The organism is Xanthobacteraceae bacterium, from assembly GCA_019454205.1.
Taxonomy (GTDB): domain Bacteria; phylum Pseudomonadota; class Alphaproteobacteria; order Rhizobiales; family Xanthobacteraceae.
In genome coordinates this window covers 74228-87687 of record CP075369.1, presented here as the reverse complement: position 1 = coordinate 87687, position 13460 = coordinate 74228, and the positions used below count along the sequence as shown (strand labels likewise).

Here is a 13460-nt window from a genome sequence, read left to right as displayed (position 1 = left end):
AGCGTCAGGCTTTCAGCGTCGCTTCCGCTGTTTCCGGCTTGTCCTCGGCGTAGGCAATCAGCGCATCGCGGACGCGCTCGAACTCGGCATTCAGCTTGCGGAGATATTCCGTGCCGTGCGAGGCAAGCTCGCGCTCGCCGATGTGACGCCAGGCCAGGCACATCTTGTAAATGCGGCGTGCGCCGATATTCGCGGCACCGCTGCGCAGGGCGTGCAACTCCTCGCGCAACGCCGTCACGTCGCCGGATTCGATCGAACGCTTCAGGTCTAGCAGCAGGCTCGCGGTTTCGCGGTTGAAGTCAGCGATCAACTCGCGGACGAAAGTTGCGCCGCCGAGCGACTCGAGGTCCGACAGGGCGCGCGTGTCGATCGAGGAAGAATCGGCATTGCGGAACTTCGGATGCGAGGTGATTCGCTTCACGGTTTCGCTTTCCGTGAAAGCCTCCTGATCGCTCACGGTGCGGGCGCCGACAATCGTATCGATGATGTTGAGCAGGCGTGCCGGTTCGATCGGCTTGATGACGCAGGCGTCCATGCCCGCCTCTTCGCAGCGCTGCTTGGTTTCCGGCGTCGCGTCCGCAGTCAGCGCGATGATCGGCAGGCGCGGCTTGCCGAGCGAAGCAAAGCGGTGAAGCTTGGTCGCCTCGATGCCGTTCAGCACCGGCATGTTCACGTCCATCAGCGCGATGTCGAATGCCTTGGCCTGCATGGCATCGAGCGCCTGCTCGCCGTTCTCGACAATGCTGACGTCGTGGCCGGCACGTTCGAGAATCTTGGCAATCACCTTCTGGTTGGTCTTGTTGTCGTCGGCGACCAGCACCGATAGTTTGCGATTCGAGACCTGCTTCTCGACTTCGTCGCTCTCGGAATCGTCGGCTTCGCCGGCGGATGCAGCGGTCAGCGCAGCCGCGAGCGCCTCTTGCGTAACCGGCGCAGCAACGACCGAGGCATAATCGAAGCGGACCGGAAGCGCCGGAAGCGCATCTGCGGTCTCACCGCTTACCAGTATAAGCGACAGATTACCGGTATCGTGCAGGCGATACAGCATGCTGCTGACGGCAGCGCGGTCGGTGCCAAGCTGCGAGTCATCGATGATGACTATGGTGCGGCGAATGTTGCCGGTGGAAGGAAGCGAAGCCTGATCGCAAGCCTGACCTGGCGAGCGCGCGACTTCTACAACAGCGTTCGCGCTCTCGATAATCTTTTCGATATGCGTGCCGGTTTCGTTGTTGCGCGTGAGAAGAATGACACGCGAGGAGGCGAGGTCCGGCATCTGCGCGGCATCCACGCCTTGTTCCGGGGTGCGATAGCCAAGTTCGAGCCAGAACGTGCTGCCCTTGCCGAGTTCGCTTTCCACGCCGATGCGGCCGCCCTGGCGCTCGACCAGTTGTTTGACGATCGCGAGGCCGAGGCCGGTACCGCCAAAACGGTCGATGATGGATTCGTCGGCTTGCGTGAAGCTCTCGAAAATCTTGCCGATTGCCGCGGGCGCGATGCCGATACCCGTATCGCTGACCTCGAAGCGAAGACGCGCGGTGCCGTCTTTCTGTTCGAGCGCGTGGGCTGCGATCACGATGTTGCCGTGACCGGTGAATTTCACCGCATTGGCGGCGAGATTGGTGAGAATGTCGTGCAGCGCTCGCGAATTACCGTGCAACATGCGCGGCGTCTGCGGCGTTACATGCAACGAGAGACGTACGCCTTTTTCCTTCGCCTGCGCGCTGAGCATCGAGCGCACCTGCCCCATGACCGAGTGCAGATCGAAGTCGACGGATTGGTCCGGCATCTGGCCCGCTTCGATGCGGGAATAGTTCAGAATCTCGTTGATCTGTGCAAGCAGCGTCCGCGCGGAGCCGCGGATGGTTTGCGTCATATCGAGTTGCTCGGCGTTGAGCTTCGTATCGCGCAGCATGTCGCTCATGCCGATCACGGCGTTCAGCGGCGTGCGGAATTCATGGCTGACGCTGGCAAGGAACAGGCTCTTTGCCTTGTTCGCCTGCTCGGCTTCGCTTTTTGCCTGCTGCAGCTTCTTGATCAGCGTCGCGGCGTAAAGCGGCAGAATAACCAGCCCGCCGATCAGGCCGTAAGCGAGCTTCGGGTGCGAGGCCCAGTACTCGGTTGTCGCGACTACCGCGGAGAAACCAGCCACCGCAACCAGCATCGAACCGAACAGATAGGGCAAGCCGAAGCGGAAGCCGTTGCCGAAGATGATCCACAGAAAGATCGGATAGAGCAGCGAAAGCGCTTCGTCGCCGGCGTGAATGCCCCAGGACAGAAAACCGAGATCGGAGAATATCGCAGTCACACGCCGCGGCACCGATACGCCGGGCTGGTAGAGCATGTGCGCGAGGAATGCGAAAGAAATACCGAAGAACAGCGTCGTGAGAATCACGGCCTCGCGCGGCACGATCGTGCCGAACATGGCCGCGCCACCGAGATAGATAAGGATCAGCGCGCTGATGGCGACACGATTGATCACCATCTCATGCTCGCCGTCAGGGCGATTGCGCAGGCGCGACTTCAAAAATCCGATCAGCGAGGGCTTGTTTGCTGCCGTTTCCATGAGACCCTCTTATGCCGTGCGGGCCAGCAGATTCTGCTGCTCAAACAGGAATTCGAAATCCTCGGCCGGAACCGGCGGGCTGAAATAGTAGCCCTGCACGTCGTCGCAGCCTTCGTTGCGGACGAACGCAAGCTGCTCGGCGGTTTCCACGCCTTCCGCGATGACTTCGAGGTTGAGGCTGTGTCCCAGCGTGATGATTGCGCGCACGATGGCCGCGTCGTTGGGATCGGTGTTTACGTCGCGAATGAAAGCCTGATCGATCTTGAGACGATCAATCGGCAAGTTCTTCACATAAGACAGCGAGGAATAGCCCACACCGAAATCGTCGATAGAGAAGGTGACGCCGATCTCCTGCAGCGCGCGCACATCGTTCGCGGCCGATTCCGGATTCTGCATCAGGATGCTTTCGGTCAACTCCAGTTCGAGACAGTGCGGATCGAGACCGGTGCGATGCAGCGCATCGAGCACATGCTGGCGGATGTCCTGCTTGCGGAACTGTACCGGGGACAGGTTCACCGCCATGCGGAAATGCGGACGGCCCGGCTTTTGCCAAGCCTTCGCCTGCGCGCAGGCTTCGATCAGCACCCATTCGTTGATCGGAACGATGAGACCGTTTTCTTCCGCGAGCGGCAGGAATTCCGCCGGGCGTACCAGACCGCACCCCGGACGCCGCCAGCGCAGCAGCGCTTCCGCACCGACGATTTGACCGCTGCGCAGATTGATCTGCGGCTGGTAGTTCATCAGGAATTGCTTGCGCGCGAGCGCTTGCCGCAGATCGCTTTCCAGCACGATAGCTTCGCGCGCGATGGTGTGCATGTCGTTTGCGAATACGCGCCAGGCGTTACGGCCCTCGGCCTTCGCCTGATACATCGCAAGATCCGCGTTCTTCAAGAGCACGTCGACGTCCACGCCGTCGGTTGGATGCACGGTGATACCGATGCTCGCGGTCGAATTGATTTCCTGTCCGTCGAGCACGAACGGTTCTTCGAGCGCCTTGATGACTTTCTGTGCGAGCGTCACCGCGTCTTCGGTGCGGCCGATCTCGGTCTGCAAAATCGCAAACTCGTCGCCGCCGAGGCGCGCAACAATGTCGGTTTCGCGCACCGCATTGCAGAGGCGCTGCGAAACGGCCTTCAGCAACTGGTCGCCTTGATGGTGGCCAAGCACGTCGTTCACGCCCTTGAAGCGGTCTAGATCGAGCAGCAGCAGCGCGAACTGGCGGTCGCCGCGGCGCGTACGTGCGATCTGACGACGCACGCTGTCATGGAAGAAGGTGCGGTTCGGCAGACCCGTGAGCGGATCGTGGTGCGCGAGATGGTGGAGATGTTCTTCCGCCTCCTTGCGCTCGGTAATGTCGAGCGAAGTGGTCAGTACGTTGATGACCTGACCAGCGCGGTCGCGCAGCGGCGACTTCGTGGTTAGGAATACATGGCGATTGCCGGCGCGGTCCGTGATCTCTTCTTCGTAGCTGGGCAGGCCCTTGCCGTTCTCGAACACGAGGCGGTCGAGACCGGCATTGTTCTGCACCACGTTCTTGAAGATGTCGGCGGCAGGCATACCGACCGCTTGCGAAGCATCGACACCGTGAAAGACAGCAGTGAAAGCATTGAGGAACACGCAGCGGCCGTCGCTGTCGGTCGCGCTGATCATCGCGGGAACGGTGTCGATCACCTGCGCTAGTCGCTCGCGGCTGTCGCGCAGCAGTTCCTTGCGGAAGCGCTCGCTGTCGATCAGCTCTTTCTCCAGCTCGACCGCGCGACTCTTGATGACGAGTTGCTGCTTGCGGAGCTTGAGAAGGTTACGGGCGCGCGTCAGGAATTCGTGGTGATCGACCGGACTTTGCAGGAAGTCGGTTGCGCCCGCTTCCAGCGCATTTATGCGATGCGAGCGCTCCTCATAAACGGTGATGACGACGGCCGGCACGTCGACGCATTCCGGCAGCTTGCGGAAGCGGCGCACGAATTCGGCACCGTCGATATTCGGCATCTTGTAATCGGTGACGACGAGGTCGGGGGTATTGTCCTTCAACCACTCCAGCGCTTCGATCGGATCGCCAAACGAGCGCACCGCGACGCCATCCTCGATCGAAGCGGCGAGCTTCGAGAAGATGTTGCGGTTCGTAATACGGTCGTCGACGATAACGATGAGCGACATGCCGTGTAACGCCTTCCCCCGTTTGCCGCTCTGCGGCGCACTATTTTTGCTTGCTCCGTCGGCTTTCGAGACGAAAGCCGCAGTTCAACCCGTATTCTCTAGCAATGATTGTTGAAGAAGCTGCTAATCGTGTCGTGACGATTTGTTAGGTGTAAGAGCTTGCGAACTTTGCGCTCTGCTAACGATTCCGGATTCGTTAAGGCTAACGTTTCGTTGCCACGCAACGAAAAGCTCCCCGCAAAGACGGGGAGTCATTATATATAGCGATACAGCTTCGCCCGCTCAGCCGCCGGCCAGTGCGGCCTCGATGTTTTTAGCGAGGTTGACGAGGCGGGGACCGATCTCTTCTTCGAGCCTTTCGCGCGAGGTCTGGTAGATATTGGCACCGCAGTTGAGCGCATAGACGCCGGACTCGTCGGCCGGAACGATGGGCACGCCGACAGCGAACACATCTTTTTCCCACTCGCCGAAGGAAGTGGTGAAACCGCGCTCGGCGACGTCGCGGATTGCTTTCTCGATGCCGGATTTCACCCCCGGCCAATTCTCGCCGGCGTGGCGCTTGATGTGGCCCATCAGCCAGTCGCGCTCGTCTTCGGGAAGCGCTGCGATCAGCGCGCGGCCCATCGCGGTGGTCGCCATCGGGATGCGCGAGCCGAGATTGAGCCGCAGCAGACCGTCCGATTTCGAGCGGCAGTGCTCGATATAGATAATGTGCATGCGGTCGCGGCTGCCGAGCGCGACCGAGGCGCCCGCATAGTTCGCGAAATCCTGCATCTGCTTGCGCGCAACCTGGCGGATGCGCAGGTTCGCGAGCGTCGAGTAGCCGATGGAAAGCGCGGCAGGCGCCAGCGAATATTTTCCGAGCCGCTCAAGGTGGGTCAGATAGCCGAGCTTGGTCAGCGTATAGGTCAGCCGCGAGATGGTGGTTTTCGGCAGTCCCGTGCGCTCGGCAATTTCGTTGTTGCCGAGCAGCCATTCACCCGGCGTGAAGGCGCGCAGCACATCCAGCCCGCGGGCCAGCGCGACGACGAATTTACGGTCGTTGCCTTCGTCGAGTTCGCTGAACTGACTGTCGGTACGTTTCGCCGCCACATCCGGACTGTGCACGCCTAAGCCCCTGCTTCTTATGCGCGTTTCGATTGACTTCAATCGCACCACTTTCTAGCTTTCGCGTCAAGAATGCAGAACGCTGTTCCGCATAGCGAAACTGGCAAATCCGGGCTGCATTCGTGACTTGAGCGGGGAACGGCTCGCCGCGCGGCGAAAATCCGCTACGCTTGCGGGCAAAGAACCAAAAGAAAAACGAAACGGGAAACGCCGGGGAATAAAGTGAGCGAACCAGTCACGCTGCGCCGCGAGGGCGCGATTGCCGTTATCACCGTCGACAATCCTCCCGTGAACGCGCTGAAACACGCAGTGCGCGCGGGCCTGCAACGCTTTTTCAAAGAAGCCGATGCCGACGCGGGCGTGCAGGCGATCGTGCTGGCCTGCGCCGGACGCACTTTCATCGCGGGCGCGGACATCACCGAGTTCGGCAAACCACCGATGGCGCCGACGCTGATCGACGTCATCACCGACATAGATAACGTGTCGAAGCCCACGGTCGCCGCGATCCACGGCACCGCGCTGGGCGGCGGCCTCGAAGTAGCGCTCGGCTGCAATTATCGCGTGGCAACGAAAGACGCGAAGCTCGGACTTCCTGAAATCAAGCTCGGCCTCATTCCGGGCGCAGGCGGAACGCAGCGCCTGCCGCGCCTGATCGGCGTGGAGAAGGCGCTCCCCATTATCCTGAGCGGCAACCCGGTTTCGGCCTCGCAGGCGCTGAAAGACGGGCTGGTCGACGAGATCGTCGAAGGCGACCTGACGGCGGGCGCAATCGCGTTCGCGAAGAAGGCGGTCGCGGAAAAGATGCCGCTGAAACGCGCGAGCCGCATCGACGACAAGCTCGCCGCCCTTCGCGCCAATCCGGATTCCTATAACGAGATCGCGGCCAAGGCCGCGGGCCGCAATAGAGGTCTCAAGGCTCCGATAGCGGCCATCGAAGCGGTGAAGTGGACACTCGACGTTCCGTTCGAGGAAGCGGTCAAGCGCGAGCGGCAGAAGTTCATCGAACTGCTCGTCACCGAAGAATCGAAATCGCAGCGCCACGCATTCTTCGCCGAGCGCGAAGCGACCAAAGTGCTCGATATGCCGGACGGTACGAAAGCGCGCGACGTGAAGCAGGCGGCAGTGATCGGCGGCGGCACCATGGGCGGCGGCATTGCGATGTGCTTCGCGAATGCCGGAATCCCGGTAATGCTGATCGAAACCACCGAGGAATTCCTGAAGAACGGCCTCGCGAAAATCCGCACCAATTACGAGAACACCGCGAAGCGCGGCGGCATCGCGGAAGCCGATGTCGAAAAGCGCATGAGCCTGATCAAGGGCGCGGTCGGCCTTGAGGCCGCGAAAGACGCCGACATGGTGATCGAAGCCGTGTTCGAGGAGATGAATCTCAAGAAAGAGATTTTCGGCAAGCTGGACGCAATCACGAAGAAGGGGGCGGTGCTCGCCACCAACACCTCCACGCTGGACGTAAACGAGATCGCGGAATCGACCTCGCGTCCGCAGGACGTCATCGGGATGCACTTCTTCAGCCCCGCCAACATCATGAAGCTGCTGGAAATCGTTCGCGGCGAGAAAAGCGCGTTCGACGCGCTGCAAACCGCTATCTCCGTCGGCCGCAAGATCGGCAAGGTGCCGGTCGTGGTCGGCGTCTGCTACGGCTTCGTGGGCAACCGCATGCTCCATCGCCGCGGCGAGCAGGCCGACCGGCTCATCCTCGAAAGCGCGTTGCCGCAGGAAGTGGACGCGGCCACCACCGAATTCGGTTTCCCGATGGGACCGTTCGCGATGGGCGACCTCGCGGGCATCGATGTCGGCTGGCGCATCCGCCGTGCGCTGGGAAAACGCAACGAAGTCGCCGACACGCTGGCCGAGGCCGGACGCTTCGGCCAGAAAACCGGCAAGGGCTACTATATATATGAGAAGGGTTCGCGGACGCCGATCCCGGACCCGGAAGTCGAGAAGATCATTCTCGACGCCGCAGCGCGTAAAGGCATCAAGCGCAGCCCGGTTTCGAAGCAGGAAATCATCGAGCGCACGGTCTATCCGATGATCAACGAAGGCGCGCGAATTCTCGAAGAAGGAATCGCGGCGCGTCCCGGCGACATCGACGTGATCTGGCTCTATGGCTACGGCTGGCCGGTGTGGCGCGGTGGGCCGATGCATTACGCCGACACGGTTGGCCTGAAACATATCCGCGACCGGCTCGCGCATTACGCGAAAGAGTCCGGCGACGAGACGCTCCAGCCCGCTGCGCTCCTGAACAAACTCGCCGACGAAGGCGGCACCTTCGCGTCGCTCGCAAGCGGAATGAAAAAAGCATCATGACGCACGCCCGCCCTTTCCCCTGGGAGAAGTCCTATCCTCCGAAGGTGGATTGGGCGGCGCCGGTGCGCGCGGGCACGGTGAACGAGTTGTTCGAACGCGCGGCCGCCACTTATCCCGGCAATTACGCGCTCGAATATCGCGACAAGCGCACGACCTACAAGGAACTGAACGATCTCGTTTCGCGCGCGGCGGCTGGACTGATTTCGCTCGGCGTGAAGCCGGGAACGCCGGTGGGTCTCTACCTGCCGAATACGCCCGTGCATCCCATCATGTTCTTCGCGGTGCTGAAATGCGGCGGGCGCGTCGTGCATATGTCGCCACTGGATGCGGAGCGCGAGCTTGCGCACAAGCTGAAAGATTCCGGTGCGCGGATCATGGTGACCACGAACTTTCCCGGCATGGTCACGCGCGCACTGAAGCTCGACGCGGAAGGCCTGCTCGATCACCTGATCGTCGGCGACGATGCCGAATTCGGCCCCGCACCCATCAATTACGATCCGATCCCGGCGAACGGCCGCTCGATCACGCTTAAAAGCCTGCTTTCGCTGGCATCGCCTCCGTCGCAATGGCCGGAAGTGAGCGAAGACGACATCGCGCTCCTGCAATATACCGGCGGCACCACGGGACTGCCGAAAGGCGCGATGATCCTTCATCGCAACCTGACCAGCACCAACTCGATCTACAAGAACTGGGCCGCGGCGCAGCGCGAAATCAAATCCGGCGAGAAGGTCATTCTCGTCCTGCCGCTGTTTCATATTTATGCGCTCAGCTCGGTGTTCCTTCGCGCAATCGACCAGGGCAACGAGTGCATGTTGCGACCGCGCTTCGATGTCGAGACCACGTTCCGCGATATCGAGGAGAAGAAGGCCAATTATTTTCCGGGCGTGCCGACCATGTGGATCGCGCTGGTCTCGTCGCCGGGCCTCGAAAAGCGCGACCTGTCCTCGCTTTCGATGTGCGCGTCCGGCGGCGCGCCGCTGCCCGTCGAAATCTTCGAGCGCTTCAAGAAGCTGACCGGCATTTCGCTGCGCGGCGGCTGGGGCATGACGGAAACGTCGCCGGCCGGAACGAACCTGCCCTATGACGGCGATGCGCCTGCCGGCACCATCGGCCTGCCGCTGCCGGGACTTTATATGGATATCGTCGCGCTCGACGATCCGTCGCGCGTGCTGCCGTTCGGCGAAACCGGCGAAATGCGCATCAAGGGGCCGAATGTTTTCGCGGGTTACTGGAACAAGCCGGAAGAGACGAAGAACGCCTTCGTTGGCGACGGTTATTTCCTCACCGGCGACATCGGCTACATGAACGAGGACGGCTGGCTGTTCCTCGTCGACCGCAAGAAGGACATGATCATCTCCGGCGGCTTCAACGTCTATCCGAGCGTGATCGAATATGCGCTGTTCGAGCATCCCGATATCGAAGGCGTGATCGTGATCGGCGTGCCGGACGATTATCGCGGCGAGGCGGCAAAGGCTTTCATCAAGATGCGCGCCGGCGCAACGCCGCTCACGCTTGATGCCGTTAGGGAATTCCTCGCCGACAAGGTCGGCAAGCACGAGATGCCTGCGGCTATCGAAATTCGCGACGCTCTCCCGATGACATCGGTCGGCAAGCTCTCCAAGAAAGAGCTTGTCGAGGAGGAGCGCCGCAAATACCAAGCTATGAAACAGCAAAATACGCCCGCTACCGCCGGCGCAAACAACCCGTGAGGAAATCGCAATGCGTGAGGCCGTCATCGTTTCCACCGCCCGCACCCCGATCGGCAAGGCCTATCGCGGCGCGTTCAACAACACCGAGGGCGCGACGCTCTACGGTCATGCCATCGAACATGCCGTGAAGCGCGCCGGCATCGACGGCGCCGAAGTCGAGGACGTGGTGATGGGCGCGGCGCTCCAGCAGGGCGCGACCGGCGGCAACATCGCGCGCAAGGCGTTGCTGCGCGCGGGACTGCCGGTCTCGGTCGCAGGCACCACCATCGACCGCCAATGCGCGTCCGGCTTGCAGGCCATCGCGCTGGCCGCGCGGTCGGTGATTTTCGACGGCGTGGAAATCGCAGTGGGCGGCGGCGGCGAGTCGATCAGCCTCGTGCAGAACGAGCACATGAACATGTTTCACGCGGTCGATCCCGAACTGAAGAAGATCAAGGGCGACGTTTACATGGCGATGCTGGACACGGCGGAAGTGGTCGCCAAGCGCTACAACATTTCGCGCGAAGCGCAGGACGAATATTCGCTGGAAAGCCAGCGCCGCACGGCCGCCGCGCAGCAGGGTGGCCGCTTCAAGGAAGAAATCGCGCCGATCTCGACCAAGATGGCGGTCGTGGACAAGGCGACCAAGGAAGTCTCCTACAAAGACATCACGCTCTCGCAGGACGAAGGCCCGCGTCCCGATACCAGCGCGGAGGGGCTGGCTTCGCTCAAGCCCGTGCGCGAAGGCGGCTCCGTCACCGCGGGCAATGCGAGCCAGCTTTCCGACGGCGCGAGCGCGACCGTCATCATGAGCGCGGAGATGGCGGCGAAGAAGGGCCTGAAGCCGCTCGGCATTTTCCGCGGCTTCGTCGCGGCGGGCTGCGAGCCGGACGAAATGGGGATCGGACCGGTGTTCGCAATTCCGCGCCTGCTCAAGCGTCACGGCCTCAAGATCGACGACATCGGCATCTGGGAACTGAACGAAGCCTTCGCGGTGCAGGTGATCTATTGCCGCGACAAGCTCGGCATCGACCCGGAAAAACTGAACGTCAGCGGCGGTTCGATCGCGGTCGGCCATCCCTATGGCATGACCGGAGCGCGGCTCACCGGGCATGTGCTGATCGAAGGCAAGCGCCGCAACGCGAAGTACGGCGTCGTCACCATGTGCGTCGGCGGCGGCATGGGTGCCGCCGGCCTGTTCGAAATCCAGTAACGCGGAGGATCGCGATGGATCTCAATTTCACCAAGGAAGAAATCGCATTCCGCGACGAAGTGCGCGAGTTCTTCAGCAAGAACGTTCCGGCAGAAACCCGCCGCAAGCTGATCGAAGGCCGCAAGCTGGAAAAAGCCGACATCGTCGACTGGCAGCGCATCCTGAATAAAAAAGGCTGGGCCGTTCCGAACTGGCCGAAGGAATACGGCGGCACCGGCTGGACGCCGGTGCAGAAGTATATCTTCCTCGAAGAACTGCAACGCGCGCCCGCGCCCGATCCGCTGCCGTTCGGCGTCAGCATGGTCGGCCCGGTGATCGCGGCGTTCGGTTCGGAAGAACAGAAGAAGCGTTTCCTGCCGCGCATCGCCAACATCGACGACTGGTGGTGTCAGGGCTTCTCGGAGCCGGGCGCCGGTTCCGACCTCGCCGGTCTTTCCACCAAGGCCGTGCGCGAAGGCGACCACTGGATCATCAACGGCCAGAAGACCTGGACCACGCTTGCGCAATATGCCGACTGGATTTTCGTGCTCGCGCGCACCGATACGAAAGCAAAGAAGCAGGAAGGCATTTCCTTCATCCTCGTCGACATGAAGACGCCGGGCATCACGGTTCGCCCGATTCAACTGATCGACGGCGGCAAGGAAGTGAACGAGGTATTCTTCGACAACGTGAAGGTGCCTTACGAGAATCTGGTCGGCCAGGAGAACCGCGGCTGGGATTACGCGAAGTTCCTGCTCGGCAACGAGCGTACTGGAATCGCGCGCGTCGGCATCTCGAAGGAGCGCATCCGCCGCCTGAAAGAGCTTGCCTCGAAGGAAATGTCGGGCGGCAGGCCGATGATGGAAGACCCGCGCTTCCGCGCCAAGGTCTCGCAGCTGGAGATCGAACTGAAGGCGCTGGAGATGACGCAGATGCGTGTCGTCGCCGCCGAAGGAAAGCGCCGCGACAACAAGCCGGACCCGGCTTCCTCGATCCTGAAAATCAAAGGCTCGGAAATCCAGCAGGGCATCACCGACCTTCTGATGGAAGTCGTCGGCCCGTTCGCGCTGCCTTTCACCGATGAGGATGAAACCGGCTCGAACGCATTGCCGATCGGCCCGGATTACGCAGGTCCGCTCGCGCCGAACTATTTCAACTATCGCAAGGTCTCGATCTACGGCGGCTCGAACGAGATTCAGAAGAACATCATCGCGAAAGCGATCCTCGGCCTCTGAGGCCGGGAGAGGAAAGAAAGACAAGCGTATGGATTTCGAGTTTTCCGAAGAGCAGCAGTTGCTGAAAGACAGCATCGAGGGCCTGCTCGGCGACAAATACGATTTCGAACACCGCAAGAAGATTCTGGAAAGCGCGGACGGCTGGAGCCGCGAGATCTGGAAGCAGTATGCCGAACTCGGCATCCTCGGCCTGCCCTTCGCCGAAGAACACGGCGGCATCAACGGCGGCCCGGTCGAGACCATGATTGTCATGAGCGCGATGGGCAATGCGCTCGCGCTGGAGCCTTACCTGCCGACCGTCGTGCTCGCGGGCGGATTCCTGCGCCGTTTCGGAACGGATGCGCAGAAGAATAAATATCTTCCAGCCATTGCCGAAGGAAAGATCACCGGCGCGTTTGCGCATACCGAGCGCCAGTCGCGTTACGACTTGTTCGACGTGAAGACCACCGCGAAACCTTCCGGCAACGGCTTCACGCTCGACGGCCAGAAAAGCGTGGTGCTGAACGGCGATCAGGCCGATTTCATCGTCGTCACCGCGCGCGTCTCCGGCAATTCGCGCGACCGCGACGGCCTTGGCCTCTTCATCGTCGACGCGAAAGCGAACGGCGTTTCGCGCCGCGGCTATCGCACGGTGGACGGACTGACGGCTGCCGAAATCCAGCTTTCCGGCGTAAGCGTTGACACAGATCAAGTGATCGGAAAGCCGGGCGCCGCATATCCTTTGATCGAACAGGTGGTGGATGACGGCATTGCGGCGCTCTGCGGCGAAGCGGTCGGTGTGCTGGCGGCGCTTACCGAAGCGACCACCGATTACATCCGCACGCGCAAGCAGTTCGGTGTCACCATCGGCTCGTTTCAGGTGCTGCAACATCGCAACGTCGAAATGCTCATCGCAGCCGAACAGGCAAAAAGCATGACGATGCTGGCTACCATGATGGTCAACGAAGCGGATGCGATTACCCGCCACAAGACGATGTCGGCGGCGAAAACGCAGATCGGCCGCTCCGCGCAATTCGTCGGCGAACAGGCGATCCAGTTGCATGGCGGCATCGGCATGACGATGGAATTGAAAGTCGGCCACTGGTTCAAGCGGGCCACTGCCATCGACATTCAGTTCGGCGACGCCGACTATCACCTCGAACGATTCGGAAACATGGGCGGCTTCGAGTCCGCTGCATAAGGAAAAAAGTAAGGGA

8 protein-coding genes are annotated in these 13460 nt (G+C 61.4%); 5 read left to right on the top strand and 3 right to left on the bottom strand.

Annotation, left to right across the window (positions count from 1 at the left end; translation table 11 throughout):
- Positions 1-4 precede the first annotated feature (4 nt).
- The 3 genes from KF794_00360 to KF794_00350 all read right to left on the bottom strand — a co-directional run bounded on the left by KF794_00360 (position 5) and on the right by KF794_00350 (position 5824).
- The gene (locus tag KF794_00360) at positions 5-2563 is read right to left on the bottom strand and encodes a response regulator (protein ID QYK45209.1); all 2559 of its coding nucleotides are present in this window, start codon (positions 2561-2563) and stop codon (positions 5-7) included.
- A 9-nt stretch (positions 2564-2572) separates the two neighbouring features.
- Positions 2573-4717, bottom strand: coding sequence for an EAL domain-containing protein (locus KF794_00355; GenBank protein ID QYK45208.1), 2145 nt, complete (start codon positions 4715-4717; stop codon positions 2573-2575).
- A 282-nt stretch (positions 4718-4999) separates the two neighbouring features.
- The gene (locus tag KF794_00350; GenBank protein QYK45207.1) at positions 5000-5824 is read right to left on the bottom strand and encodes an IclR family transcriptional regulator; all 825 of its coding nucleotides are present in this window, start codon (positions 5822-5824) and stop codon (positions 5000-5002) included.
- Between the two features lie 222 nt (positions 5825-6046).
- Here KF794_00350 and KF794_00345 point away from each other — a divergent pair, with 222 nt between their 5' ends.
- From KF794_00345 to KF794_00325, 5 genes are read left to right on the top strand one after another with little or no spacing between them, the layout of a single operon-like run.
- The gene (locus KF794_00345; protein ID QYK45206.1) at positions 6047-8149 is read left to right on the top strand and encodes an enoyl-CoA hydratase/isomerase family protein; all 2103 of its coding nucleotides are present in this window, start codon (positions 6047-6049) and stop codon (positions 8147-8149) included.
- On the top strand, positions 8146-9858 hold the full coding sequence (gene pimA / locus KF794_00340; GenBank protein ID QYK45205.1) for a dicarboxylate--CoA ligase PimA: 1713 nt from the start codon (positions 8146-8148) through the stop codon (positions 9856-9858). The genes KF794_00345 and pimA overlap by 4 nt, the downstream gene beginning before the upstream one ends.
- A gap of 10 nt (positions 9859-9868) precedes the next feature.
- Complete coding sequence (locus KF794_00335) at positions 9869-11050, top strand: acetyl-CoA C-acyltransferase (protein QYK45204.1); 1182 nt, start codon at positions 9869-9871, stop codon at positions 11048-11050.
- Between the two features lie 14 nt (positions 11051-11064).
- Positions 11065-12264, top strand: coding sequence for a pimeloyl-CoA dehydrogenase large subunit (pimC, locus tag KF794_00330; protein ID QYK45203.1), 1200 nt, complete (start codon positions 11065-11067; stop codon positions 12262-12264).
- A gap of 28 nt (positions 12265-12292) precedes the next feature.
- Positions 12293-13444: an acyl-CoA dehydrogenase family protein gene (locus KF794_00325; protein ID QYK45202.1), complete on the top strand. Its 1152-nt coding sequence runs from the start codon at positions 12293-12295 to the stop codon at positions 13442-13444.
- The last annotated feature ends 16 nt before the right edge of the window (positions 13445-13460 follow it).

Bases quoted from the DNA above. Each gene is read 5' to 3' on its own strand.
- KF794_00360 (QYK45209.1), bottom strand. From the start codon at position 2,563: ATGGAAACGGCAGCAAACAAGCCCTCGCTGATCGGATTTTTGAAGTCG.
- KF794_00355 (QYK45208.1), bottom strand. From the start codon at position 4,717: ATGTCGCTCATCGTTATCGTCGACGACCGTATTACGAACCGCAACATC.
- pimA (QYK45205.1), top strand. From the start codon at position 8,146: ATGACGCACGCCCGCCCTTTCCCCTGGGAGAAGTCCTATCCTCCGAAG.
- KF794_00335 (QYK45204.1), top strand. From the start codon at position 9,869: ATGCGTGAGGCCGTCATCGTTTCCACCGCCCGCACCCCGATCGGCAAG.
- pimC (QYK45203.1), top strand. From the start codon at position 11,065: ATGGATCTCAATTTCACCAAGGAAGAAATCGCATTCCGCGACGAAGTG.
- KF794_00325 (QYK45202.1), top strand. From the start codon at position 12,293: ATGGATTTCGAGTTTTCCGAAGAGCAGCAGTTGCTGAAAGACAGCATC.